21 protein-coding genes and 1 pseudogene are annotated in these 25892 nt (G+C 49.0%); 3 read left to right on the top strand and 19 right to left on the bottom strand.

Annotated elements, in window-relative coordinates; translation table 11 throughout:
- Positions 1–52: 52 nt before the first annotated feature.
- From Q4G98_RS10065 to Q4G98_RS10040, 6 genes are all read right to left on the bottom strand, one after another.
- Positions 53–964 carry a DMT family transporter gene (locus tag Q4G98_RS10065; protein ID WP_301961955.1) on the bottom strand — a complete coding sequence of 304 codons (912 nt, stop codon included), beginning with the start codon at positions 962–964 and terminating at the stop codon, positions 53–55.
- An 11-nt stretch (positions 965–975) separates the two neighbouring features.
- Positions 976–1791 carry an AraC family transcriptional regulator gene (locus Q4G98_RS10060; RefSeq protein ID WP_298563414.1) on the bottom strand — a complete coding sequence of 272 codons (816 nt, stop codon included), beginning with the start codon at positions 1789–1791 and terminating at the stop codon, positions 976–978.
- Positions 1792–1893: 102 nt separating this feature from the next.
- Positions 1894–2343 (bottom strand): hypothetical protein, encoded by a 450-nt coding sequence (locus Q4G98_RS10055; RefSeq protein WP_177561074.1) that lies wholly within the window; start codon positions 2341–2343, stop codon positions 1894–1896.
- Between the two features lie 139 nt (positions 2344–2482).
- A complete protein-coding gene (locus Q4G98_RS10050; protein ID WP_177561075.1) occupies positions 2483–2929 on the bottom strand; it encodes a DUF340 domain-containing protein in 447 nt (148 codons plus the stop codon).
- On the bottom strand, positions 2926–3726 hold the full coding sequence (locus Q4G98_RS10045) for a DUF3100 domain-containing protein (protein ID WP_177561076.1): 801 nt from the start codon (positions 3724–3726) through the stop codon (positions 2926–2928). The genes Q4G98_RS10050 and Q4G98_RS10045 overlap by 4 nt, the downstream gene beginning before the upstream one ends.
- 46 nt (positions 3727–3772) lie before the next feature.
- The gene (locus Q4G98_RS10040; RefSeq protein WP_298563411.1) at positions 3773–5068 is read right to left on the bottom strand and encodes an amidohydrolase; all 1296 of its coding nucleotides are present in this window, start codon (positions 5066–5068) and stop codon (positions 3773–3775) included.
- A 312-nt stretch (positions 5069–5380) separates the two neighbouring features.
- On the opposite strand from Q4G98_RS10040, the pseudogene cysE reads away from it, so the two are divergent.
- Both cysE and Q4G98_RS10030 read left to right on the top strand, forming a co-directional pair.
- A pseudogene (cysE, locus tag Q4G98_RS10035) lies at positions 5381–6100 on the top strand (serine O-acetyltransferase); the annotation flags it as partial.
- The gene (locus Q4G98_RS10030) at positions 6097–7473 is read left to right on the top strand and encodes an NAD(P)-dependent oxidoreductase (RefSeq protein ID WP_293717666.1); all 1377 of its coding nucleotides are present in this window, start codon (positions 6097–6099) and stop codon (positions 7471–7473) included. The pseudogene cysE and the gene Q4G98_RS10030, both read left to right, overlap by 4 nt.
- Positions 7474–7561: 88 nt before the next feature.
- On the opposite strand, the gene Q4G98_RS10025 is transcribed toward Q4G98_RS10030, so the two are convergent.
- From Q4G98_RS10025 to Q4G98_RS09995, 7 genes are read right to left on the bottom strand one after another with little or no spacing between them, the layout of a single operon-like run.
- Positions 7562–8932 carry a TrpB-like pyridoxal phosphate-dependent enzyme gene (locus Q4G98_RS10025; protein ID WP_298563409.1) on the bottom strand — a complete coding sequence of 457 codons (1371 nt, stop codon included), beginning with the start codon at positions 8930–8932 and terminating at the stop codon, positions 7562–7564.
- A gap of 15 nt (positions 8933–8947) precedes the next feature.
- Positions 8948–10546: a carbon starvation protein A gene (locus tag Q4G98_RS10020; protein ID WP_298563407.1), complete on the bottom strand. Its 1599-nt coding sequence runs from the start codon at positions 10544–10546 to the stop codon at positions 8948–8950.
- A 20-nt stretch (positions 10547–10566) separates the two neighbouring features.
- Positions 10567–10962, bottom strand: coding sequence for a hypothetical protein (locus Q4G98_RS10015; RefSeq protein WP_177561081.1), 396 nt, complete (start codon positions 10960–10962; stop codon positions 10567–10569).
- A 13-nt stretch (positions 10963–10975) separates the two neighbouring features.
- Positions 10976–12268 (bottom strand): CHAD domain-containing protein, encoded by a 1293-nt coding sequence (locus Q4G98_RS10010; protein WP_298563405.1) that lies wholly within the window; start codon positions 12266–12268, stop codon positions 10976–10978.
- A gap of 34 nt (positions 12269–12302) precedes the next feature.
- Positions 12303–13277 carry a D-glycerate dehydrogenase gene (locus Q4G98_RS10005; protein ID WP_298563403.1) on the bottom strand — a complete coding sequence of 325 codons (975 nt, stop codon included), beginning with the start codon at positions 13275–13277 and terminating at the stop codon, positions 12303–12305.
- Positions 13278–13300: 23 nt separating this feature from the next.
- Positions 13301–13669 carry a VOC family protein gene (locus Q4G98_RS10000; RefSeq protein WP_293717654.1) on the bottom strand — a complete coding sequence of 123 codons (369 nt, stop codon included), beginning with the start codon at positions 13667–13669 and terminating at the stop codon, positions 13301–13303.
- 30 nt (positions 13670–13699) lie between these two features.
- Positions 13700–14212: a DUF456 domain-containing protein gene (locus Q4G98_RS09995; protein WP_177561084.1), complete on the bottom strand. Its 513-nt coding sequence runs from the start codon at positions 14210–14212 to the stop codon at positions 13700–13702.
- A gap of 148 nt (positions 14213–14360) precedes the next feature.
- On the opposite strand from Q4G98_RS09995, the gene Q4G98_RS09990 reads away from it, so the two are divergent.
- The gene (locus Q4G98_RS09990; RefSeq protein ID WP_298563401.1) at positions 14361–15470 is read left to right on the top strand and encodes a mechanosensitive ion channel family protein; all 1110 of its coding nucleotides are present in this window, start codon (positions 14361–14363) and stop codon (positions 15468–15470) included.
- A 62-nt stretch (positions 15471–15532) separates the two neighbouring features.
- Here Q4G98_RS09990 and ade read toward each other — a convergent pair whose 3' ends face one another.
- The 6 genes from ade to Q4G98_RS09960 all read right to left on the bottom strand — a co-directional run bounded on the left by ade (position 15533) and on the right by Q4G98_RS09960 (position 25584).
- Positions 15533–17254, bottom strand: coding sequence for an adenine deaminase (gene ade / locus Q4G98_RS09985; RefSeq protein ID WP_301961954.1), 1722 nt, complete (start codon positions 17252–17254; stop codon positions 15533–15535).
- 151 nt (positions 17255–17405) lie between these two features.
- Positions 17406–17858, bottom strand: coding sequence for a hypothetical protein (locus Q4G98_RS09980; protein WP_298562598.1), 453 nt, complete (start codon positions 17856–17858; stop codon positions 17406–17408).
- Between the two features lie 143 nt (positions 17859–18001).
- A complete protein-coding gene (locus tag Q4G98_RS09975; protein WP_298562596.1) occupies positions 18002–20287 on the bottom strand; it encodes an Orn/Lys/Arg decarboxylase N-terminal domain-containing protein in 2286 nt (761 codons plus the stop codon).
- A 25-nt stretch (positions 20288–20312) separates the two neighbouring features.
- Positions 20313–21833, bottom strand: coding sequence for an arginine/agmatine antiporter (adiC, locus tag Q4G98_RS09970; protein ID WP_177561088.1), 1521 nt, complete (start codon positions 21831–21833; stop codon positions 20313–20315).
- Between the two features lie 557 nt (positions 21834–22390).
- A complete protein-coding gene (locus Q4G98_RS09965; protein ID WP_177561089.1) occupies positions 22391–24055 on the bottom strand; it encodes an amidohydrolase in 1665 nt (554 codons plus the stop codon).
- Between the two features lie 71 nt (positions 24056–24126).
- Entirely contained in the window at positions 24127–25584 is a 1458-nt protein-coding gene (locus Q4G98_RS09960) for an APC family permease (RefSeq protein ID WP_177561090.1), read from the bottom strand.
- Positions 25585–25892: the final 308 nt, after the last annotated feature.

The following is a 25892-nucleotide window of genomic DNA, read 5'->3' as shown; positions in this document are numbered from 1 at the left end:
CTTACTCTAACTTTCAAGGGACTGTTATTTTTCTAAAATTATTGTTTTCTGTTTATTTCCTGAAGCGCAGACTGCTTTTCAGCATCGTTACCACATCCCCCGACAGCAGCAGCCCGGTCAGTGTCAGCAGCATACCGCAGGCGATGACCGTTGTGATCTGTTCATCCAGTACAAGGACCGAGGTAATAACTGTAACTACCGGCGCCAGATAAATATAGGCGCTGGTTTTAATCGCGCCCAGCAGCTTGACCGCCATATTCCAAGTCACAAAGCACATTGCAGACGCGCCGACGCCCAGAAACAGCAGATTGAACAGGTTGACCGAATCGGCCAACCGTTCAAAGCCCCAGCGAAAATCCATGAACAGCAGCGCCGGCAGCATAAATACCAGACCATACATAAAGGTATGCCGCGTACTTTGGATAGCATTATAACCAAAGGCGCTGATTTTTTTGGACAGCACTGCATAGACGGCCCAGGTCGCTGCCGCGGCCAGCGCCAGCAGATCACCTAAGGGATTGATCTGCAGCTGCGTCGCGCTGTTGAAGCTGATCATGGCGATACCGGCAATAGCCAGCACGAAACCGACGATAAATTTTTTCTGCAGAGCTTCGCCGGCCAAAAAACGGCAGGCCAGCAATGCAGTAAAAAAAGGCGCTGTTGCCGTAATAACGCCTACGTTGGAAGCAGGAGCGTACACCAGCGCGATATTCTCAAACAAATAATACAGCGTGATACCGCTGAGCCCGGCTCCGGCAAAGATCCATTCCTGTTTTTTATCGGTCACCCGCAGGCGGTGCGGATAGATCAGAAACAAAACGATCAGACCCATGATAAAACGGAAAAACAAGATCTCTATCGGCGTAAAGCTGCGCAGCAATACTTTGGTAGAAATAAAGGTCGTGCCCCAGAGCAGGATCGTCACCAGAGCAAAAAGATGTCCCATCAAAATTTTATTCCGCATAGCTTCTCCTGTTATTTTACTCTAAAAATCGTACGGTATTGGCCCGGCGTCAGGCCAATGACTTCTTTAAAAAACTTACTGAAATGGCTTTGGTCAGTAAACCCGGTCATCAATGCCACCTCAGCCGGCTCCAGCCCCTGCCCCAGCAGCTCTTTGGCTTTGCCGATCCTGATCGTTTCCAGATAACGGTAGGGCGTGATGCCTTCCGTTTTGGTAAACAGCCGCAGCAGGGAATATTTGTTCATTGCCGCCACGTCAGCCAGCTCTTCCAGCGTTACCTTGTCCGTATAATGTTCCAGCAGATACTCCGTTACCTTCTGTACCGGCGGCGCTTTGGTCGCGGCAGACATTTTACTGATACCTGCGGCAACAAGCTGTTCCAGCAAAAAGTACAGGGCTTCTTCCTTAGCCAGGTCCTCCTGCTCCTGCATGATCATTTGATGCAGCTCGCGCAGCAGCGCAGCCGTTCGCTCGTCTCCGCGCAGAACAGGGCTGGTAAACAGCGGCAGTTCACTGCTGCCCGTCAGTTCCAGCATGGCCTGGCGCATGATCTCCGGCTTGATGTTCAGGCAGCGCAGATCCAGCAGGTCATTATCCATGGGTTCGCAGTTGTGCGGGGCGCGGGGATTGAACAGCAGCACATCACCGGCAGTGATATAATAATCCACATTGTCATAACACATATGGCGCAGGCCGCTTTTCTCCACCAGCCCGATCACGTAATATTCGTGGAAATGCTGCGGAAATCTTTGCAGTATCCCCTGAAACCAATAGGCTTCCAGCCGCAGTTTCTTATCGTATTTTACAAAGCGTTTTTCGTTTTTCACAGCAGACTCCTTTAGTTTATCATAGCAAAAAGCCGCCGCGTTATCTTGTATGATATTGACCGCCATTATAAAAGAACCTGCGTAAAACGCAGGTTCTGGCAATCAACGCATATTTTCGATAAAATCTTCAAAATTATTGATGAGGATCGGATGGCCTGTGACTTTCAAATCACGCAGGTGCGTGCCATAGGATTCATAAATATTTTCAGACAGGTCCATTTTCAGGCCTTCTTTGATATATTCTTCGATCATTTTGACGATAAAACGGTTGATCTCGCCTGTGCCGGCTTTGACATTGAGCGGAATGATGCGTTCTTCAGGCTCATAGCTTTCGACCGTCACGTCCCAACCACCGGGAATAGGCGGCAGACGCTTTGCCAGGATCATATATTCGGGTGAAAACCCTACATAAGCTTCCAGCTTATTCTGCAATTTTGCTTTAGTAACGGGATAACCGTTAGCGTTGCCCCATTTTACTATTTCATCACAAACTTCATTATTGTGGATAACACTGGAAAATGTAGTTTTTGCTAAAACTTCAGCCATCATCATACCTCCAACATCGTAAAATCTAATTACTATTGTACTTTATCTTGGCAAGAAATTCAACTTATTCGCCTGATGCCGGGTAATTTTATCACTGAAGGCAAAAAAAGACACCGGCAAAGCCGGTGCCTGTAAATACTGCCATTCAGATCTGTCCCAAAGCTTTTAAAATCGACTGGGCGATAATCGCGCTGCCGATATAGGTGCCTGTAAAAACTACACAGGCCACAACGACGATGCGCCAGCCGCTTTTGGCAAAAGCGTCAAGGTCTTTGCCGATGGCGATACCGGCATAAGCAAGGATAGGTGTGCACAGCTGCAGAAAGCCTACTTTTTTAACAGCTTCGTTGATCACGTCGCTGCCGGGCATGGCCGGATAGGTAAGAATGCAGCCTAAGGTTACGATATAAGCAACAGCGGGGATACGTCCCGGCAAAAATTTAGCCAGAATAACGCCTGCGATCGCCAGGAAGATCAAAAAAAGCAGTCCGGGGATCGCTTCCACGATAGTATATTTAGTACCGATAGCGTTGGCGACAAGAGACATGGCGCCGACGATAAATAAAACGATCAGTGTATCTTTGATTTTCATTTTGCAGCATCCTTTCCTGTCGGCTCAACACCGTATTTTAAACGATAGATCTTTTTATACAGCCATTCTGTCAGCGGCAGGGCCAGCCAGATGCACATGTACAGACCATCCAGGCCGGAAAGCATGTTGCTGGCGGCGCCGAAGGCCGCGATCTGGTCGGCCATCTGCGGATACATAACGCTTAAAGAGCCTACGGCAGCGGTCATCATGCTGGCAGAACCAACGCCGGCCGCCATTGCCAACGCATAAGGATGGAAGGGCAGATAGGCAGCGGCAAAGCTGGCCATGATGCCGAAGAAGATCGTACCAAAAACAGTACCGGCGATATAAACGCCCATAACGCCGCGGCCTTCGGCAGAATCAAGGCCATAGCGTTCGCCGATCAGGGCTACGTTAGGCTCACGGGCAATAGAATGCGCCGCGCCGATAGTTTCGCGTTTGAGTCCCAGGTAAATAGCCACAGGCACACCGATAAAAACAGTGCCCAGATTACCAAATTCCTGCAGGATCAGAGCCGGAGAGGCGGCCAGGATCTTGGGCAGCGTCGGGCCGACCAGAGTTCCGTAACGGGCCATCAGCAGCATCAGGGTGATACCGATCAGCGAGCTGGCATCCAGCATATCTTTTTGATTGACGACCTTTAAGAATTTAGGCGCCATGAAAATACCCATGATCAGGGCATACAGCATCGGCAGCAGCACGATAGTGCCTACGCCGATCTTGAAAGAAACGTTACCGATCATTTCCGCAATGATGATCAATGCTAAAACGATGGCATGAACTTTAATGTTTTTCACAAAATCCACCTTCCCTTTTCCATCATTTTCCTGTTACAGCTTCTGGTTACTGAAAATATTTATCAAGCTTGGCGATGTAGGCTTCTTTGGTCAGCAGCGGGTGGTGCTCCGCTTTGATCTGACGCGCCAGTTTGGCATCGTCGGCCAGAAGGTCGATGATCATCATCGCAAAAGCCTTAGCAGGCAATAATACGGCTTTCTTGAAATCAACTACATGAAAATCTGCCGTATGCAAAAATCCGTCCACACCGCCAATGAAGGGGTGGATGACCGGCAGCAGATGCGATACGTCGCCCATATCTGTCGAAGCGCTGAAATGTCCGGCGTCTTTAACAGCTACATTGGGGTCGGCAATTTTGGCATTAGCTACAAACAGCTCGTTCAGACTGTTATTGCAGGCCAGCGGCAGCTGCCCCGGCATGGTGGCGATGACTGTCTGCGCCCCGACGGCGTCGCCGCCGGCTTTGAGCGCCGCATCGACCTTTGTATGGGTAGCTTCGATCGCTTCCATGGTCTTGGCGCGGACATAGGTCTCGATCCTGACGTCGGCAGGAACGGAGTTGACCAGATTGCCGCCTTTAGTGATGATAGGATGGACGCGGACTACGTCGGCCTCACGAAAGGTCTCGCGCAGCGCGTTGATACCCATCAGTCCCAGCATGGCGGCATTGAGGGCGTTGATGCCCTGGTCAGGCGCATCGGCAGCATGGGCAGTTTTGCCGACATACTGAATAGTTTTACCGATGAAGCCATTGCTGCTTTCACCAATGGAGACAGTAGCTTCCGGCATATTTTTATCGGCGTGCATCTGCATCGCCATGTCGATATCGTCAAAAGCGCCTTCATAGATCAGCTGGCCTTTGCCTGTAAGAAAGTGCAGCTTGCCTTCTTTGATCAGTTTGCTGCGGTAAGCAAGCTCTACATATTCTTCCGCAGGAACACCAAAGAACACGGCGTCGCCGGCCAATTCGTTCAAAACGCCGGACTGCGTGATGCCGCAGGCAGCGGCAGCCATCGTCGCGATCTGCAGATTGTGGCCGCAGGCATGGGCCGCACCGGTCAGAGGATCGGCTTTACAGCTGTCCGGACAGCCGATAGCGTCAAGCTCTCCCAGCACCGCTACAGTAGGGCCGGGACGGCCGCTGACAGCACGGGCTTTGACCCCGGTAAGCGCCAGTCCGGTCTGAGGCTCAAGACCTAACTGCTGCAGGAAGGCCGTGACCTTCGCCGCTGTTTTGGTTTCCTTGAATCCAAGTTCCGGTTCGCTTTCGATATCCTGCGCTAAAGCTTCGATTTTATCAGCCCAGGCGTCAATAGCGGCGCATACTTTGGTTTTCAGCATTTCTTTATCCGTAATAAACACCTCGCTTTGAAATAGTATACACTTTATTCCTGTAAATCGCTTTTAATTATAGCACAAATGCTTTTAACGGTACAGGCTTAATTCCTGACATTTTTGTTTGCTTATGAACTTTTATTTCTTTAAAGTTTACCACAAGTTGCAAAAATTTACAATTTCATCATATTTTGTATACTTTATTCATGTTTTTAACTTTTGCGGCAGCGTTCACCGCAGTAATAATTTGCATTGAAAAATGCCCTGTGCTAAAATATATAAGTTAAGAAGTCATTCTAAAACTGTTTACGAAAGGAGTCTGTCATGTTCGACCAAATCAAAACCGACATTGATGCAGTTATGCACCGCGATCCTGCAGCCAAAACCAGGCTGGAGGCAGCACTCTGTTATCCCGGTCTGCATGCTATCTGGCTCCACCGTTTAGCACATAAATTTTATTTAAAGGGCTGGGTACTGATCCCCCGCCTGCTCAATACTTTTTCCCGGTTCGTGACCGGCATCGACATCCATCCCGGCGCCAAGCTTGGCCCCGGACTTTTTATCGATCACGGCATGGGGCTCGTTATCGGCGAGACCGCTGAGCTGGGCTGCAATGTTACTCTCTATCAGGGCGTGACCCTGGGAGGCACCGGCAAGGAAAAAGGCAAGCGTCACCCGACGATCGGCGATAACGTCGTCGTTTCCAGCGGCGCCAAAGTCCTGGGTTCCTTCAGCGTCGGCTCCAATTCCAAGATCGGCGCCGGTTCGGTAGTATTGAAGGAAGTACCGCCCAATTCGGTAGTAGTGGGCGTGCCCGGCCGTATCGTCACCAAAGACGGCGTCCGTGTCGCCGCCAGCGATATGAGCAGCCCTGACAGCATGATCGACCTGAACCACAACCAGCTGCCCGATCCCGTCGCCGACTATGAAGACCGTCTGGCCGATTACATGGTCCGTATGGACAGCCGTCTGGAAGAGCTGGAAGAAATCATCAAAAAGCATCGCGAGCAAAATGAAAAGCGAGGTAACAACGAATGAGCAGAACAATGACCATGTCCGAGGCTATCAACGAAGCGCGCCGCTGCCTGAATTGTGCGCGGCCTACCTGCCGCACCGGCTGCCCGATCGCCAATAATATCCCGCAGTTTATCCGCGCGCTCAGCGAGGGCAATATCGGGCTGGCCTACGAGACTATCGCCGAACGCAGCAATCTGCCCGCTATCTGCGGCCGCGTCTGCCCGCATGAACGACAATGCGAGGCCCACTGCGTTTTGACTAAAAACAAACATGGGATCGAGATCGGCAGTCTGGAAATGTTCATTGCCGATTTCGCCCACGAAAATAACCTGAAACCACTGCCGCCCTCTACCGGCAAACGCGGTAAGGTAGCCGTTATCGGCAGCGGCCCGGCAGGCCTTACTGTAGCCGGCGATCTGGCGAAAATGAATTTCGCCGTCACTATTTTTGAGGGCCAGTCTGAACCGGGCGGTATCCTGCTGTTCGGTATCCCGGAGTTCCGGCTGCAAAAAGACGTGGTCCGCCGCGAGATCACGGAGCTGCTGCATTTGGGCGTAGAGATCAAAACCAATATGCTGGTCGGCCCTGACTTTACTGTTGACGATTTGTTTGAGCAGGGTTATGACGCCGTTTTTATGGGTACCGGTACTTCACTGCCCCGCACTTTAGATATTCCCGGCAAGGAACTGTCAGGCATTCTGACCGCCACGTATTTCCTGCGGATGGTGGTCTTATCAGATTCAGGCAAATTAGACGAGAGCGAGACGCTGCTGCATGATGGTGACAACGTCGTCGTCATCGGCGCCGGCAACGTAGCTATGGACGCCGCACGTACAGCAGTGCGCCGCGGTGCCGAGAATGTCACGATCGTCTATCATAAAACCGAAGCCGAAATTTCCAGCTTCCCGTCCGAATATGAAGCGGCCGTTAAAGAAGGCGTGCAGTTCAACTTCCTGAAACAGCCGATCGCTTATCTGAACAAAAAGCAGATGCGGGCTTTGAACAATATCCGCCGTAAACCGGCCGAAGCTGATGAAACGGAATTAGCCGGCCTTTTAGTGCAAAATATCACCAAAACCGACGATGGTCAATTTGTGACCGAGGGCGGTCAGGAAGTTATTCCCTGCGACTGCGTGATCCTGGCTATTGGTCAGCGCCCCGCAGCCCGCATCGTTTCCACTACCAAAGGGATCCAGGTCGACGACCGCGGCTTTGTTATCACCCGTGAACGGCCGTACGGCATGACGACCCGCGCCGGTGTTTTCAGCAGCGGCGACGTGGTACATGGCCCGGCAACCGTAGTTTTGGCAATGAAGGAATCTAAAAAGGTAGCTGCTGGTATCGCCCAGTATATCGATGCCAAAAAATTGCTGGAAGACTGCTGTGAAGATTAAGTAATAATTACAGCCCCTGCTGAAATCAGCAGGGGCTTTGCTTTGCTCATAAAAAACTCCTGCCGCAAAAAGCGGCAGGAGTTTACTTTTAATATTTTACTTGCGGCAAGGTGGCAAAGCCTTTCGCCAGATCCTCGTCTGTTGGGATATAATCTACCATATTCCCCTGGTTATAGGCCTGATAAGCAGCCAGGTCAAAATAACCCGTGCCGGTCAGTCCGAAAACGATGACTTTTTTCTCGCCGGTCTCACGGCATTTGATCGCTTCGTCCATAGCTACACGGATCGCATGCGAGCTTTCCGGGGCCGGCAGGGTGCCTTCACAGCGGCAGAACATCGTAGCGGCTTCAAACACTTTGGTCTGCTCCACGCTGCGTGCTTCCAGCATACCGTCATGATACAGCTTGGAGACGATCGGCGACATCCCGTGATAGCGCAGGCCGCCGGAATGGTTCGGCGACGGCATGAAGCCGCTGCCCAAAGTATACATCCGCATCAGCGGCGTGGTTTGTCCGGTATCGCCGAAGTCAAAGGCATATCTACCGCGGGTCAGCGACGGGCAGGAGGCCGGTTCAACAGCAATGAAATGAATGTTGTTCTTACCTTCCAGCTTATCGGCCATAAAGGGCGTGATCAGACCGCCCAGGTTAGAGCCGCCGCCGGCACAGCCGATGACGATGTCAGGCTGGACGCCGTATTTATCAAGTCCGAGCTTGGTTTCCAGACCGATAATGCTTTGATGCAGCACTACGTGATTGAGTACGCTGCCCAGGACGTAACGGCAGTTATCGGTTTTCATCGATACTTCCATCGCCTCGGAAATGGCGCAGCCCAGGGAACCGCCTGTACCGGGGTTTTCTGCCAGGATTTTGCGGCCTACTTCCGTCGTATCGGAAGGCGAGGGAATAACGCGGGCGCCATAGGTTTCCATAACGGCCTTACGGTAAGGCTTCTGCTCTGCAGATACCTTGACCATATACACAGAAAGGTCGATGCCGAAATAACCGCAGGCCATGGCCAGGGCAGTGCCCCATTGCCCGGCGCCGGTTTCCGTCGTCAGATGGGTCAGACCCTGCTTTTGAGCATAATAGACCTGCGCTACAGCCGAATTGAGCTTATGCGAGCCGGAGGTATTGGTGCCTTCAAATTTGTAGTAGATCTCTGCGGGCGTACCCAGCGCTTTTTCCAGATTATAGGCTCTGGTCAGCGGCGACGGCCGGTACATTTTGTAAAAATCACGGATCGCTTCCGGGATCTCAATAAATTTATTGGTATTATCAAGTTCCTGCTCGATCAGTTCGTCACAGAAAACAGGCCGCAGATCGTCTGCGCTGCAGGGCTTAAAGGTCACCGGGTTGATAAACGGGTCCGGTGCTTCCTGCATATAAGGGCGGATATTCTGCCAATATTTTGGCAGTTCATCTTCAGATAAATTGATTTTATACGGTATTTTTGCCATAGGTCGCCGTCCTTTCTATTCTGCTTTAGCAGCTTTCAGCGCTGCATAGGCTTCTTTGAGCAGTAAAACAGTCAGTACCAGCAAAACGGTAGAAATGCCGGATACGATGTAGTTATTCAGATTAGCCGCGATCATCTGCACCAGGGCCACAATAGTGGTGACCAGCATAAACGCCATGGGGTACATAATGAAGCCGGCGCTTTTTTTCAGCGAACGGATGACCCAGACGCCCATTGCCAAAAGCGCGATCGCCGCAACCAGCTGGTTAGTGGCGCCGAAAACAGGCCAGATCATCTGCCAGGCAGCAACTTTGCCGGTCTTGACGAAAATAAGCGCTAAAGCCACGCCAACGCTGACAGCGGTCGCCAGATATTTATTCAGGCTCATGCCCGTGAATTCCTGCAGCTGATAACGCGCTAAACGGGTAGCGGTATCCAGCGAGGTAAGAATGAAGGAGTTGAGCGCCAAAAGGCCCAGAGCCGTGCCGACGCGCGGAGCGATACCCAGCAGCGAAGCAAATTGTCCCAGACCGTGACCGTAGACGACAGTCGGGCCGCCTTTCAGCATTTCACCGCTCATCATGATAGTGCCGAGGGCAATAACGCCGACCACGCCTTCCAGCAGCATGGCGCCATAGCCAACAGGAACAGCGTCAGTTTCGCGTTTCAGCTGTTTGGAGGTGGTGCCGGAAGCAACCAGAGAATGGAAGCCGGAAATAGCGCCGCAGGCTACTGTGATAAACAGCAGCGGCCAGAGCCAGTCGCCGGAAGCGGTAACAAAGCCTTTGAACGCAGGCAGTTTTACTTCGTAGCTGGCGCCGCCGAAGATCATGCCTACACCGCCAATAAATACGGAAAAATATAACATATACGAGGCCAGATAATCGCGCGGTTGTAAAAGCAGCCAGACAGGCAATACCGAAGCGGCAAAAATATACACGATCAACGCCATACGCCAGGTATCAAGGCTCAGGGCAAAGGTCGACTGCACCCAGGAGCTTTCGATGCCAAAGAGCAGCGAACCGAACAAGATCGGCAGCATGATGACCGTACTGACTTTCAAAGACATACCATAGTGGTAAATAGCGACGCCGAAAACCATCGCCAGAAAAATATACAGGGTAGCAGCAAAAGCAACTGCCGGGTCAGCGGCAAAGGTCTGAGCCGCCAATTCTAAAAATACGGCAATGACCAGCGTCAAGCTGAGCCAGGTAAAGGCCAGGAACAATTTGTGGCCGCGGGCGCCGATCCATTGGCGAACAACCTCGCCGATAGACATGCCTTTATGACGGATAGACGCTACCAAAGCGCCCATATCGTGTACGCCGCCGAAGAAGATGCAGCCGACGATGATCCAAAGTAAGGTAGGCAGCCAGCCGAGTGCCGCTGCGGCTGCGATCGGGCCTACAACAGGGCCGGCGCCGGCGATAGAAGCAAAATGATGGCCCATCAGCACAGCCGGATGGGCAGGACAGTAATCGATATCGTCCTGTAATTCCGTAGCCGGAGTTTTACGGTTTGGGTCTAGATCGTAAAAACGGCTTTGAAAGCCGCCGTAAAATTTATAAGCGACAGCAAAACAAAGAATAGTGATTACAAAAATGGTCAGTAACATAAAATATCCCCTTTGCGAACTTATTGCAGAGCTTCTCTGCCGCAGCGCCGTTGCTGCGTTAAATAGATCAAATCCTCAAAACGCTTTTCCTCATCCCCTTCCCGATATTGCAGCACTTCCAGCCAGCCGCGTATGCCAAGCCAGAAAGCTTTTTTCATCAATTTAGTTTCCGGGCAGTCCAGCAGCAGGAACCGGTGCGTCATAACATCCTCCCGGCTCTGCCAGTGTTCCCGCAGCCAGCGCACTGACTTTTCGCCAGCGTGGCTGATAACTATATAATCATCCGCATAATAGCGGGCAATCTCACCTGCCAGGCAGTCTTTGACGAACGCGGTCTGACGGTACCAGCCCTTCATCCCGCCGTCTGCCCAGGGCACAAAACCATAGTCTTTTAAAACCTCTTCCCACTCTTTCATCCGGTTCTCCCGTTTACAAGTTTTCTTTGCGCCAGGCGTTGAGCGCCCCGCAGAAATCTTCCCACAGCTGGGGCAGCATTTCTACCGCCGCCTCTGCCTTAGCCCGCTCCCAGCCGGCAAACAGCCCTGCTTCGTAGCGCAGCTGCACATTAGCGGCGTCTTCAAGAAAACACTGCACTAACCGGGCATTGATAAAATCATCATGTAAAAAGCCCAGCATATCCTGCAGCCTTTTCAGCCGCCGCAGCAGGTTACTGTCACGCGGCACCTCGGGCAGGGTCTGCAGCGCGTAACGGAAGCGTTTGACTTTGATCCTGATCTGATGCAGCTCCAGCATATTATGAAAATCAGGATATTTTTTATCCAGAGTTTCCAGCTTTTCGCTCCATTCATTCAGACGCCGGCTGATGAATTTACGCAGCTTTTTATCGGCCAGATTAGGCGCCAGCGGCCTTTCGTGCAGCCAGATATTGAATTGCGCCAGTGTTTTCGTGACGCTGCTCAGGTCAGCTTTCTGCAGGCAGGCAGCGGCTTCTTCACGGCGCAGCTTCTGCAGCAGTTCTTCCACCTGGGTCGGCGCTGTCAGTTTACCGCCGGAAGCAGCTGCCTGTGACCTGATCTTTTCACAGGTCATCAGGGCCACGTCCAGCTCCCGCAGCCGGGAAAGCAGTTCTCCCTGCTGCCGCAGCGTGTTTTGCCAGGCAACGGCGCTGCTTCTTTGCAGTACCGGCTTAAAAAAGCTTAAGGTCGAGCGCAGCCGACGCAGTTTTACCCGCAGCTGTCTGATAAAAACTTTTTCTTCCGGCTGCTGCAGAAATTGCTGCCAGGCTTTACTGACAACATAGATCTGCCAGGGCAGATGACAAACAGCCATTGCCCTCAGGCTGCCATTTTTATAAGCAGGCAGCTTCCTGAAATCATAGGTGCCCAGCTCCTGTGCCAGACGCTGTTTCAAGTTCGACTCGGCTATGATCAGCGACATACGGCAGCAAAGTTTTTCAACTACCGTCTGCAGCTTAGGCAGCTCCCTGCTCGTATAAACAACGATCATTTCACGAAGGGGAAGCAGCCTGGCTTCCATGATGATAATTCCTTCTCTGGCAATAAGCCGCAGCTCGCTGTTTTTCGCCGGCGGCTGCAGTTCGGTCTCACGGCAGCGCAGCACGGCTTCTGCCCCGTCCACTTCAAACCGCTGCTCACGTTCTTCCGTTCTGCCGGCCTTCCAGCCGGTGATGATCCGCAAACGCTCTGCCAGATCAACTTCATTGATACCGGATACATCCTGCAGACATAATCTTTTTTTCACTGCTTCCCCTCCTTTCCTACAAATCGTTCAAGGCTCAGTCTTTTATTTTTACCTGGGCGGGCAAAGGCGCTCCAGCCAGACCTGCCAAAATATTAGCCGCCGCCAGTTTCGCCATGGCGTCGCGGGTCTCTGCCGTTGAAGCGGCAATGTGCGGCGTTACCGTGATATTGGGCAGCGCCAGCAGCGGATGGTCACCCGGCAATGGTTCCGGTTCGACTACGTCCAGTGCGGCATAAGCGATCTGCCCGCTCTGCAGGGCTTCATAAAGAGCCTGCGTATCGACGACCTTGCCGCGGGAAATATTGATAAATCGCGCCGTTGGCTTCATTTTGGCAAAAGCTTCCCGATCAAACATTCCTGCCGTTGCCGGCGTTAAATTGACCGTTACCAGAACAAAATCCGCAGTTTGCAGCAGTTCGTCAAAGCCGGCATAGCTTACGCCCAGCTCGGCTTCATCCGCGCGCCGGTGCCGGTTATGATAAATGACCTGCATTTTGCTGGCCTGCGCCCTGGGAACTACCGCACTGCCAATATCGCCCAAACCAACGATGCCCAGTGTTTTACCGGCCAGGTCAACGCCGAAGCCAAGGCCCTTACGTTCGCCCCATTTGCCGCTGGCCACATGCTGCCAGCCACGGGCAATACTTCTGGCGCTGTCTAAGATCAGACCGTAGGCAAGATCGGCAACGGCGTCTACCAGTACGCCCGGCGTATTGCCTACGGCGATGCCACGTGCACTGCAGGCGGCGATATCGATATTGTCGTAGCCGACAGAAGCCTGAGCAATAACTTTCAGCTTTGGCGCTTTAGCAAGCAAAGCCTCATCGACCTTGATGTTGCCGATAGAATAAAGCCCTTCCGCTTCTGCAAGCCAGCTTTCAAACTGCTGCTGCGGCACTCTGCCGCCCTGCTGCCAGGCCAGCAGGTTAGTCTGCTCATTCAAAATATCATAGGCTATCTGCCGCAGTTTACCGCTGGCAGCCACAGTCATTTTTTTCAGATCGGTCATTACTGTCACCTCTCTTTAAAAATTTAACGTTTGGGAATGATTTCCAGCCAGTAGTTATCGGGATCAGTAATAAAATAAATGCCCATCGCCGGATTTTCGTAGACGATGCAGCCCATTTCCTGATGTTTTTTGTGGGCAGCGTCATAATCTTCGGCTTCAAACGCCAGATGAAATTCATTCTCTCCCAGATTATACGGCTCCTTACGGTCGCGCAGCCAGGTCAGTTCCAACTGATGCGAAGTCTGCCCGTCGCCTAAATACACCAAAACAAAGCTGCCGTCACCGGCTACTTTGCGGCGGACCTCTTTTAAGCCCAAAGCTTCCTCATAAAATTTCAGGCTTTTGTCCAGGTCAAGTACGTTAAAATTGTTGTGTAAAAATTTGAATGACATTTTTTACCCTCCTTATAATATTGTACTGTTTCAATTATTCAAAAAAATCTGCTTAAAGAGCAGCAGCGCCAGTGCAAATGAAGCTACGATCTTACCGAGCATGGCAACAAACTGTGTCTGCGCCGCTTTCCAGGCCAGAGCGAAAGCATTGTCCTTATTTCTGGTGCGCATAAATTCGTAGCCGAAAGCAACGATATATGAACCAATAGCGCCGCCTAAAACAGAACCAAGCACAGGGAAAAAGCCTGTGCCGATAACAGCGCCGATAAAAGTACCAACAGCAATCAGAAATACCGCTCCCCACGATACCTTATGCCGCCTTATCCCAAAAAACGATACGATAAATTCCCAAATCTCACCAAACGCATAAACCAGTACCAGCGCCGATAAGAGACGGCCATCAAAGTACCTGGCTTCATCAAAGAAAGCATAACCTATGCCTGCAGCCAACATTACCGTATTGCCCGGCAGGTCGAGCAGGGTCAGCAACGGACCAATAATCACGATCAATGCTCCGAGTGCCCACTCTACTAAAAATTCCACACAAAGTCCTCCTTAACGAAGATTAAGATATATTATAACATATTTGAATAAAATAGTTAGATAATTGTATGACTCTTATGTGAATTATTGTTTTTTGTTTACGCAAATGTTACAATATCTACAAATATCTTTCAAAGGAGTAACTATAATGGATCTGGAGGCTCTTTTAATTCTTCTGCAGCCCTGGCTCAGACCTTTTCTGGCGTTTGCCTTTTTTACGTTTGTACGTTATTTTTACCGGGCTGTATTATTGCGCGTACTGCACCGCTTCAATGACAAAGCTTCATTTGAATATGGCGAAGACCTGCTGAATGCTTTTGAAAGGCCGGTACACTTTTTCTTATTTATTTTTGCCATCTATGCGGCACTCAATTGCTCGCCCCTGACCTTTATTGCCGATCATCCGTCTATTGATCAGCTTCTGCGCAGTTTTTTCATCATCTGCTTTATCTGGGGGCTTTACAACCTCAGCGACACTACGCACGGCATTGCTATGAAGCTGCTGCTTAAAGCAGGCGTAGAATTTGATCTGGCCCTGTCCAATATCATTTCCACTACCCTGCGCATCCTGCTCATCATTCTGGGCTTTGTCATGATTGCCAAAGAATGGAATTATGATATTACCGGTTTTATAGCCAGCCTGAGTATCGGCTCTCTGGCTGTAGCATTGGCTGCCAAAGATTCTCTGGCCAATGTGTTCGGCAGTCTGGTCATCATTATCGATAAGCCCTTTGTGATCGGGGACTGGATCTCGGCCAACGGTATTGAAGGCACTGTAGAAAAAATCACCTTCCGCAGTACCTGTCTGCGTACTTTTCCCCAGGAGCTGGTCTACATCCCCAACTCACTGCTTTCCAACACAGCTATCACCAATTTCAGCAAGCGTGAAAAAAGACGGCTGGATTTCATTTTGGGATTAACTTACGACACGACCTATCAGCAGATGGAGACCTTTGTCAACCGTTTGCGTGAATATCTTAAGCATCATGACGGCGTTTATGACGACGGCATCACTGTCAATTTTCAGGATTTCGGCGGCAGCAGCCTGGACATCAGGGTAGTCTGCTATACTAAGGCCAGCGCCTATGCGACCTATATGGACGTGCGGCAGCAGATCAATCTGGATATTATGAAAATGCTGGAAGAAGAAAAGCTTGGCTGCGCGTTCCCCAGCACCAGCGTTTATTTTGAAACGCCGCTGGTCCAAAAGCAAACCATCACTGAAACGGCTGCTTCGGAAACTAAAGCACAAGTTTAAAACGCAGATTTAAAGCACAAAAAACGCTCCTTTTTTAAGGAGCGTTTTTTTATGACCGAATTTTATTCCCACAAATCGACAAGAGCAAATTGATCGACATCGACCAGGCCTTTATCGCTGAGTCTCAGACGGGGTATGACCGGTAATGCCAAAAAGGAGAGGCAGTTGAAAGCGTTGACGTTCTCAGGCACGCCCAGCTCTGCCGCCCAGAAGTGCAGCTGCTGCAGCTTGTGCTGTACAAATTCAGTATTCTGATCGCTCATCAACCCGGCCAGAGGCAGCGGCAGCAAGGCTTTGACCTCGCCGTCAGCCACTACCGCCAAGCCGCCGCCGACTTCCTGCAGTGCCACTGCGGCTGCCAGCATATCCCGGTCATCGGCGCCGACTACGATCAGATTATGCGAGTCGTGCGCTACCGTCGAGGCCAGGGCACCCCGCTTTAAGCCAAAGCCGTGCACCAGGCCGACGCCTGTATTGCCATTACCGCCATGCCGTTCCCAAACTGCCAGTTTCAGAATGTCGCGCCTGGTATCGCTCACAACAAAACCAGCCTGTACTTCCGGCAGCATATAGTCTGCTTCTGTCAAGATCTGTTCAGGTACGATGCGGATCACGCGGGCCTTTTTACCGGGCCTTGCCGGAATTTGCAGCTGCTGTTTATGTACGTTCTCCAGCCGCATGGTATTGGCAGGGGCAGATAAAAGCGGCGTCGACTGCCACAGCAGTTTTTGCTTATTGACGATCACAGCCCCGTTTTTTATGACCAGCTGCGGCTGAAAGTTTACCAGATTATCAAAAACACAGATGTCTGCCTTATAACCGGGCGCCAAAGCGCCTCTGTCATACAAGCGGAACCTTTCGGCAGTATTCAACGTCGCCATTTGCAGTAACTGCTCTACAGCATAACCATGTGCAGCGCCGATCTCGATCAGATAATTGATACTGCCTTCGCTTACCAGCTCGTCTAAATGCCGGTCATCCGTGGCCAGGCAGCAGCGGCGGCAGTTGAGCGGCGTCACCGCCGGCAGCAGGTCCAGCAGATTATGCGCCCCGGAAGCTTCCCGCAGCATCAGATAGGCTCCCCGGCGCAGCTTTTCCAGCGCTTCGTCAGCCGTTGTCGCTTCATGGTCCGAAGTGATACCGGCCGCCAGATACGCATTGAGCGCTTTGCCACTGACACCCGGAGCGTGGCCGTCACACAAGGCACAGCCGGTCAAGGCCAGTTTATCCAGCACAGCGTCTGCGCCGCAGATCGTACCGGGATAATTCATCATCTCACCCAGCCCGAGTACTCTCTCATGATTGACAAGCGGCTCCAGCTTTGCCGCCGTCAGTACGGCGCCGCCGGTTTCCATATCAGTGGCAGGCACACACGAAGGCAGCATGAAGAAAACGTCTAAAGGCATATCTTCCGTTTCTGCCAGCATCAGCTCTATCCCCGCACAGCCAAGCACATTGGCGATTTCATGAGGATCGGCAAAAATCGTCGTCACACCATTCAAAAGTAAAATTTTAGCCAGCTCACGCGGGGCGACCATCGTGCTTTCGATATGCAGATGCGCGTCCATCAATCCCGGAGTTACGTACTTACCGATGACGTCGATTTCTTTTTGGCCGCTGTAAATACCAATACCGGCAATCGTTGTGCCGGCGATCGCTACATCGCCGGTTTCCCATTCGCCAGTGAAGCTGTTGAAAACAAAACCGCCCTTCAAGACGATGTCAGCCGGCGCTTCGCCTCTGGCTACAGCCAGCACGGCGGCCAGATCTGTCTTTTTCATCATGATCCACAACCTTTGCTAAAAGTTTTCTGCTTTTATTGTCGGTTATACCTGCTAAAAACGCAAGCTTTATTTAAATAAAAAACAGCAGCTGCCATGACAAGACAGCTGCTGCCTGAATCCATCCCCATTTACTTTTTTACAATTTTACAGCTCATTGTATATAAATCTCGACAGCTTCCAGCTGTCTGCTTTCCCCGACGGTACCGGCGACCTGGCCGTTACTGCACCAGCCGGACCAGCCTTTACCATGCATAAAGACGCGATAAAAGACCGTATAGCCTTCGCAGCCGACCAGATGCATTTTTACAGCTTCAGCACGCCTGGATTCTCCTGTAGTACCGCCCACAGCGCCGTCAGAGACTTCCGGCAGCCAGCCTTTACCAGCGACATGCACGCAATATCTGATACCTGCACCCTGAGGCGCATCCGGCAATCGTACCTGTAGGGCTTCCATTCTTTTACCGGAGTCTGGTTTGCCGGCAGTAGCACCGTCAGCTGCCTCAGGCAGCCAGCCAAAGTCCTGCATATGCACTTTGTAAACAATATGCAGCTGCTTTTCTTTGAGCATTTCACCCAAATTACCAATTTTACCAAAATCTTTCATACTTATTACCTCCTTTATTTTGGGTTATCCTGATTATAACCGTACTGCAATCCCCTATGGTGGTAAAAAACAACAGGCGCCACTATAATAAGTGACGCCTGTTGTCAAGGGGAAAGGGTATCTATATGAACGGTAGCTGACCGTTATTTTTTCAAAACAGTAACGTAATATTTACCGTCTTTTACTTCTACACCATGGGAGTCATGTTCAAAAGCAGGGAATCGTCTGTCAAAGCCTTCCAGGGCTTTCAAGTAGCCAAGTGCAGGACCGTCGGCAGGGCCGGCATTTTCACCAGGCATGATCAGAGGAATTCCAGGCGGATAAGGAACGATGCCTGTAGCTAAGGTACGTTCAGCAACGCCGTCCAGATCTACTTTTTCAACATTATCAAGTACCAGCTGCTCATAAGCTGCGGACGGGCTCATATCAGGATGCGGCAGGACTGCGAAGCCTTCGGACATGAACTCGGTAGTTTTGAGTTCCTTCATGGCTGCAAACATTTCCTCGCACAGATCGCGCAGGCCCATACCGGCATAACGCTGCGGAGCTGCTTTCACAACGTCCGGCAATACTTCTTCCAGAGAGGTGTTGTTATCGTAGTCTTCTTTGAATTTGATCAGTGTATCGATCAAGGTGCCCCATTTACCTTTGGTAATACCAATGGAGAACAGCATCAAAACAGTGAAGTCGGTTGTTTTTTCAGGAATGATGCCGTTAGCAGTGAGGTAAGCGGACAGAATGGAAGCAGGAACGCCCATTTCACCAAGCCCGTCAGGACCGATGCCCGGAGTGGAAATAGATACTTTGATCGGGTCTAACATGCAGTATCCGTCTTCGATATCGCCAAAGCCGTGCCATGCATCATTAGGATGCAGGACCCAGCACTCCGGCTCGGTTGCCAGATATTCGGGGTCAGCCAGACGGAAGGCGATTTTTTTACCTTCAGCGTCTTTGACAAAATCCGGCTGCCAGCAGTTGAAGAACCATTCGCCCTGATCGGCAAAATCAGCATTCAGTTTAGCCATCAGCTGACGGAAGGCTACTGCTTCATGGATCGATTCGTCAGTCAGTGCTTTACCGCCTTTGCCGTCCATCATAGCCGCCGTAATATCGTTGGAAGCGATGATCGGATAGTTCGGGGAGGTAGATGCCTGCATCATAAAGGATTCATTGAAACGGCTGTGGTCAACATTCTTTTTACCTTCTCGGATGTGAATGAAGGAAGCCTGAGAAAGTGCAGCCAGTAATTTATGGGTGGATTGAGTTGCAAAAACCGTCATGTCGGTAGGTTTGTGGTCGGCAGGATTGCCGTACATGGCAAAGCGGTCTTTATAGATCGGATTGAAGCGGGCATAGCCATACCAGGCTTCATCAAAATGCATACGGTCAACGCTTTGGCCAAGCAATTCTTCAACACGACGAGCATTGTAACACAAACCATCATAGGTAGAGTTGGTAACGATAGCATGTACTGGGGTTGCGTCTATATCTTTAGTAATCAAGGAGTTTTCAGCAATAGTTTTCTTGATCGCTTCTGCCTGCAAAGCTTGCGGCGGAATAGGACCGATAATACCATAGAAGTTACGCAGAGGCATCATATAGTTAGGGATAGCGCCGCTCATGGTCATAGCCTGTTCAATGGATTTGTGACAGTTACGGTCACACAGCGCAACCTGATTACGGGTTACACAGGCCATAAAAATTACTCTGTTGGAAGTAGAGGAGCCGTTGGTGATATGGTAGGTGCGGTGAGCGCCGAAGACTTTAGCGGCGTATTTCTCACTGGCACCGATCGGACCGGAATGGTCAAGCAAAGAACCAAGTTCGCCAACGGAGATCGACAAGTCGCTGCGGAACAGGTTTTCACCAAAGAAGTCAAAAAATGCGCGTCCTGCCGGAGCTTTCATGAAGGCGGTACCGCCGGTATGGCCCGGAGTATGCCAGGAATATTCATGCACCTGGGAGAATTTAGCCAAAGCTTTGAACATTGGCGGCAGCAGATTTTTCATATAGGTGTCGATCGCTGCTTCGATACGGCCGGCAATAAAGTTGGCAGTGTCTTCATACAGCCAGATAAAATCGCTGGTCTCTTTCAATACTTCCAGTGGGATATCGGCAACATCAGCACGATCGGCAAACAGGAAGACCGGCACGTTTTCAGCGCGGCTGCGCAATTTATTTAAAACATCTTTGGCCGCCTGATGAGTATTGTCTTCTGCCAGATCCCAATCCAGCAGGATTGCCTGGATCATCGGATCGGCAACGATCATCATTTCGGCGTCAAATGCAGTGGTAGCCGTCAGGACTTCGATCTCGTGCTCGCCTAAAACTTTGCTCAGTTTTTCGAGAGCGCTTTCATCCAAGGTATTATGATCGCAGAGATCATGTACCAGCAAAATTCTTTTGCCTTTTGTTTTGGAAATAATCATTTTTTTCACTCCTTAATTAAATTAGTTAGTTATCTATGCTGACAGACTGAGTAGTAGTAGAACCTACCTTATCCGGAGCTTGTGTAGTGGTAGTTATGTTAGTACGGTGTTTGAGTTCCATATTCTTATCGATACCGACGGAATACCAGAAGGTACCTATCAATGTAAGGATAGTGATGACCAGGGAAGTATAACGGACCCATTTCGGTGAGAAACCGCCAGGAGTTTCGTGATTTTCTTCCAGCTCGTGTTTTCTGGTAACTGCGCCGGAGAAGAAGACGATCGTGGCAATAACGAAGATCAGTGACCAACGCGTCTGGTTGCCGTTGGAGGTTACCAGTGCCGCCATACTGTACACGGCCGCGATCAAACCGATGATGCACGATTTATTGTAATCTTTCGGCGATAACTTGCCGTAGCCTAAAACTTTAATGGAGATACTGGAATAAATGTAAGGCAGCAGCGTCAGGATAACCGCAATAGACGCTATTTTACCAAACTGCTGGCTTGCAGACGGCGACATGGTCGCCAGGACCTGCACGGTCATAATGGCAGCTACGATAGCCAGGCCTGCAGAAGGTACGCCTTTAGAGTTAGTACGGGCAAAAACATTACCGAACAAACCATCATCAGCGGCTGCTTTAGCGCTTTGTCCTACCAGCAGCGTCCAGCCTGCCAGTGAACCCAGGCAGCCTAAAGCGGCACAGATAGCTACGCCGTTACCGGCCATTTCACCAAAGGCGATTCTTGCGGCGTCAGCAAAAGGCGCTGACGAGCTTATAAGCGCATGGTTCGGAATCATACCCATAATAACAGAGGAACTTAAAACATAGCAGACAGCGGCCAGGATTACGCCGCCAATAGTAGCGATAGGAACGTTCTTTTTAGGATTTTTAACAACGCCGGCAGATACGGAAGCACTTTCGACGCCGATAAAAGCCCACAAAGTAAAGTTCAAGGTCATGCCGATAGCGCTGACGGTACTTTTACCTGTTACATTCCAGGCATCCATATAAGTTTTGCCATCAAACCAGAACCAGCCTAAAATTGCAGTACCGATAATAGGGATCAATGCCAAAGTAGTCGTTACTGATTGGATACGGCCTACAAGCTTAGGACCGATCATGTTTGCGTAAGCGAAGAGCCAGATAACGAAGATCTGCGCTAATGCGAAAACAAATGGATTTTTTAAAACCGGGAAGAAACTAATCAGGTAACCGATACCTACAACCGCCAGACCAACGTTACCAATAACGTTTGCCAACCAGTAAATGAGGTTTGTCTGATACCCCATGTAATCACCGAAGGCCTGACGCGTATAAGCGTAAGGACCGCCGGCGGCAGGATCAATAGAAGATAACTTTGCAAAGGTAAGCGCTAACGCGATAGCGCCTATACAGGTAACTATCCAGCCAAATACTGCAACGCCTCCTATTGCTGCCAGATTCGCAGGCAACATGAATACGCCGGAACCCATCATATTACCGGCAACCATCAATGTTGCGGCAACGACACCTATTTTATTACTGTCGTCGTTTTGATTCATAATAAAACCTCTCCTTTCGATTATTTGCCGTCAGCAGCGGATGGGTATCTTGGCTTTCGGCAAATCATACACAAAGTCAGCTTTGCAGCATTTTTCTTTATGCGGTTTCTTGCTTCGGATACATCATAACTCCATCGCAGACAAAATATCCACGCACGAAATTTACAATTACTTTTTAATATGTTTTTAAAAAAAAGTCAGTCTTGACAGCGCTCAGCTGCTGACGAAAACCAACGCTTTCATGGGTATCAGCCGCCGCAGTGACTGCTTATTGATAAAAATTTTCCACAGCATTTTTTCTTGCGGAGCAATTCAGTTATTTTTTCGCTTTGCTTAATTTACTAAAGTTCTTTACATACAAAAATAATCTGCATGCTAATACACTTTCATTTATGCTGTATGCAAACTTCGCCGCTTTTTAATATTGTAAATAAAGTAAATAAGCACTATCCGTACAGCTTAAAAAATCAAAAATCCTTGCAATACAACGGCAAGGATTTTTGATTTATAGGAGGATTGTAAGATAAAGCAATTCAGACTAGGAAACTCTTTTTTACTTAAATAGCATACACTTTTTTACCCATAAAATATGTGGCTTCAACTTTAGCTGTACCAATATCTTCCGGAATAATCTGCAAGATATTTTTATCTATAACTATCAAATCTGCAAATTTTCCTTCTTCTAAAGAACCACTGATATCATCAATAAAATTTGCATATGCCTGATTAATCGTAAAAGAATCAATCATATCTTCTAAACTTGCACATTCTTCCGGCCACAAAGGTTGATGGAATTTGGGGTCGTCATAATTAAAAATCCAAGGATGATAATTATCAGGCGCGATCCGCGTAACACCAATTTCTATACCTACAAACGGATTAGGCACTGCTGTAATAGGATAATCACTGGCGTTTGCAACCTTGACTCCCGCTTTAAAGAAACAATTTAAAGGAAAAGTATGCTCAGCTCTTTTCCAACCAATATAGCTGCCGTTAACGAAATAAGTTTCATCAATCTGAGCCCAATACGAGTTGGTCATGGCCACTGTGCCTAACTCTTTAAACCGATCTACATCCTGCGGATCTACTAAGAAAATATGCGTAATACAATGTCTGGCGTCGCGAACTCCATTTTTTTGACGGGCATAGGCAATGGCATCAAGAGTTTGCTTAACAGCGGCATCCCCAGCACAATGCACATGTATCCCCATCCCGGCTTTATCAATTGCAGCTACAACCTTGTTCATATTTTCAGCATTCCATATCTGGTCACCACACCAGCCTTCTTGTCGCCCAGCCGCCGCTGTGTATGGTTCCAGCAAATAAGCGGTTACGCTTTCCAACACTCCATCCATAAATAATTTTACTGCATTAATCTTGAATAAATCTCCATTATTGTCGTTATCTCGTGCTGCAACTAATGCTGCAACCTGACTCTCATCCTGATTAGGATCTGCCCAATATGCACCTCTAAAGCGCATCTGAAGTTTACCTTCAGCATCTAATTCTTTTAAAGCCTTGATAGAATTGCTGCCAGCCATTAACCATGGATCATAAGCACCGGTAAAACCATATTGGTGCGCCATTTTCTGAAAATTTAAAATGCCCTCTTTATATTCTTCTATCGAAAAATCCGGTAAAGCATTCAAAATAAGATCCTGGGCTGTTTCACGGAAGCAACCGCTTGGAGTTCCATCTGCAGCTCGTTCAATACGTCCATTTTTAGGATCAGGCGTAGCTTCAGTAATACCAGCCAGTTCGATTGCTTTGGAATTAGCCCACAATGAATGTAAAGTCTCAGCCTGTACAACGATAGGTATCTCCGTTGAAGCTTTATCCAGTGCTTCTTTAAGCGGCCCGGCTCCGGGGAAACATGCTTCCAGATAACCTTGCCCGCGTAATACTTTCAGTTCTGGTCTTTCTGCAATAAAACTCCGGCAGGCTTCTACATACTCTGACTCTGTATTCATCCCCGCCAAATTAATACCTACAACCGTGGCTGTCGCTTTAGTATAGTGAGTATGCCCTTCAAAAAATGATGGTAGAACAAATTTTCCCTGTAAATCCACAATCTCTGTTGTTTCTGTTATAAATTGATCAACACCGACATTATCACCTATATATACTATTTTCCCCTCTGCTACAGCCAACGCTTCCGCCATTGTTCTTTCATTATCCGCTGTATAAATAACTCCATTTTTTAATATCAGATCAGTTTTCATGATTTACCACCTTTCCTCTACTTTTATTTTTAATGACTGCCATCTAACGGTAAAAGTTGAAACATTACCAATTATTCAGCTTCAATATCATCTGTCGGCCAGCTATCAATATCACGACAATCAGCCTTCTTTCTATATTTAGCCATACAGCTGCGTGTAATCACTTCTCCTACCGCCAGAGTGAGTACGATACCAATCAGTACGAACATACTTTGTTTTAAGTTAAATGGCGTCCCCGGTACCCAAATAAACAGAAACATTGTTGCAAGAATAATGAACTCGCCAATACGGACCATCAAAACTGCAAACCAGGCAGGGCCAGGAAATGTGTATGGCCGAACTGTAATTTTATCTGTGCGGCGCAGTTTTAAAAACGCTTCAAAATTCAACAAATATGGGATCAAAAGCAAAAAGCTGGTACAAGAAAAGATGGACCAGAACATTTCTTCAGCCGAACCAGACATAAAGCTTGCAACTAAAGTCATAGCCGACGCAACGAAACCTGCAATAACCAAACTTCCTATCGGCGATCCATTTTTATGCGTTTTAGCAAATATCTGCGGTAGCTCGCCCGTTAAAGCTGTTTCAGCCGATACACGGCAAACAGTAAGAATCCACATCATTCCCTGGCAGAACAGCACCGTAACAAAAATAGCCCCTATACCATAAACCAGCATATTCATGATAAAGCTGTCGCCGAAACCAATGCGAAAACAATCTACCAGCCCCTGGATAATACTGATGTCGCCAATAGGAATTATTGCTAACATGGCCAGTACAGTTACTATATACAGACCTGATACCAGCAAGCAATTTTTTAAAGCCGCTCTGGGGACATCACGTCCTGGATTTTCCATCGAAGAACCTGCTGCTGACATAGATTCAAAACCTAAAAAATTATAAATCAAAGCAGGGATAAAAATAATCGATTGACCAAAAGTTGGGATAAATCCACTCAATGTGATGGGATTTGCAAATTCAAAATCATTTCTTATCAAATATAGGATCGCGGCGATCACTAGCCCGATACCTAAAAACAATTTAGCGATAGCACTGAAATTGATGATTTTCTGTGAATTATCCATTGGTCTGGTAGCAACAAATACCATCAACCAAATAACAGCAATATTAAAACATGTTGCCATAGTATTTGATATTTCCAAACGAAAAACCTGACAGAAAACTGTAACGACAAGCGTTGCAACTGATGATATCCAAATAGCGTTGCAGGACCAGTAAATCCAGCTGATACGTGCTCCCCACAAATTTCCGAAGGCACGTTTGATCCAGGCGTAAAAACCTCCGTTTTCAGGATATGCGGAACCAAGTTCCGCAACAGTCAAACTGCCGGGGAAGAAAAACAGTGCCCCAACAATGATTATCCATGTTACTGCAGCAGCACCCATAGTGGCGACCGAAGCAATAGTATCGACAAAAAAGATGGCACAAACCAACCCTAAAAGCATATCCAGCTGACTAAGCTTACTATTTTCCTGTCCTGTTGTTACTGGCTTTTTCTTATCACTCATTTTGCTTCCTCCCTAAAGGTTATTCCCAGCTACACCGATTTTAATAAGATATTTATCACCCCCATTCTTTTTTAGCCATCTATGCACACTCAAGCAGCTGCAAGGCTCAGCCGCCTGTTTGCCATCTCATTTACCGGTGTCGCTTGTTAGTACTATTATCTCCTGAATCATTTCTACTCTCTATAAAAGCGTCAGAATCGGTAAAAATCAGTCTATTATTGGGAAAAAAAAACACCGGATAACTTAAAAGTTATGAAGTGGTCAATACTTAGTAGACATAAAAATTCTGTTAAGCCGTCAGTTCAGTT

This window comes from uncultured Phascolarctobacterium sp. (assembly GCF_958349595.1).
Taxonomy (GTDB): Bacteria; Bacillota; Negativicutes; order Acidaminococcales; family Acidaminococcaceae; genus Phascolarctobacterium.
This window is presented reverse-complemented; position numbering and strand designations above follow the sequence as displayed.

Excerpts from the sequence above, each read along its gene's own strand:
- Q4G98_RS10065 (WP_301961955.1), bottom strand. The coding sequence starts at position 964 with ATGCGGAATAAAATTTTGATGGGACATCTTTTTGCTCTGGTGACGATC.
- Q4G98_RS10055 (WP_177561074.1), bottom strand. The coding sequence starts at position 2,343 with ATGATGATGGCTGAAGTTTTAGCAAAAACTACATTTTCCAGTGTTATC.
- Q4G98_RS10050 (WP_177561075.1), bottom strand. The coding sequence starts at position 2,929 with ATGAAAATCAAAGATACACTGATCGTTTTATTTATCGTCGGCGCCATG.
- Q4G98_RS10040 (WP_298563411.1), bottom strand. The coding sequence starts at position 5,068 with ATGCTGAAAACCAAAGTATGCGCCGCTATTGACGCCTGGGCTGATAAA.
- Q4G98_RS10030 (WP_293717666.1), top strand. The coding sequence starts at position 6,097 with ATGAGCAGAACAATGACCATGTCCGAGGCTATCAACGAAGCGCGCCGC.
- Q4G98_RS10025 (WP_298563409.1), bottom strand. The coding sequence starts at position 8,932 with ATGGCAAAAATACCGTATAAAATCAATTTATCTGAAGATGAACTGCCA.
- Q4G98_RS10020 (WP_298563407.1), bottom strand. The coding sequence starts at position 10,546 with ATGTTACTGACCATTTTTGTAATCACTATTCTTTGTTTTGCTGTCGCT.
- Q4G98_RS10015 (WP_177561081.1), bottom strand. The coding sequence starts at position 10,962 with ATGAAAGAGTGGGAAGAGGTTTTAAAAGACTATGGTTTTGTGCCCTGG.
- Q4G98_RS10005 (WP_298563403.1), bottom strand. The coding sequence starts at position 13,277 with ATGACCGATCTGAAAAAAATGACTGTGGCTGCCAGCGGTAAACTGCGG.
- Q4G98_RS10000 (WP_293717654.1), bottom strand. The coding sequence starts at position 13,669 with ATGTCATTCAAATTTTTACACAACAATTTTAACGTACTTGACCTGGAC.
- Q4G98_RS09990 (WP_298563401.1), top strand. The coding sequence starts at position 14,361 with ATGGATCTGGAGGCTCTTTTAATTCTTCTGCAGCCCTGGCTCAGACCT.
- ade (WP_301961954.1), bottom strand. The coding sequence starts at position 17,254 with ATGATGAAAAAGACAGATCTGGCCGCCGTGCTGGCTGTAGCCAGAGGC.
- Q4G98_RS09980 (WP_298562598.1), bottom strand. The coding sequence starts at position 17,858 with ATGAAAGATTTTGGTAAAATTGGTAATTTGGGTGAAATGCTCAAAGAA.
- Q4G98_RS09975 (WP_298562596.1), bottom strand. The coding sequence starts at position 20,287 with ATGATTATTTCCAAAACAAAAGGCAAAAGAATTTTGCTGGTACATGAT.
- adiC (WP_177561088.1), bottom strand. The coding sequence starts at position 21,833 with ATGAATCAAAACGACGACAGTAATAAAATAGGTGTCGTTGCCGCAACA.
- Q4G98_RS09965 (WP_177561089.1), bottom strand. The coding sequence starts at position 24,055 with ATGAAAACTGATCTGATATTAAAAAATGGAGTTATTTATACAGCGGAT.
- Q4G98_RS09960 (WP_177561090.1), bottom strand. The coding sequence starts at position 25,584 with ATGAGTGATAAGAAAAAGCCAGTAACAACAGGACAGGAAAATAGTAAG.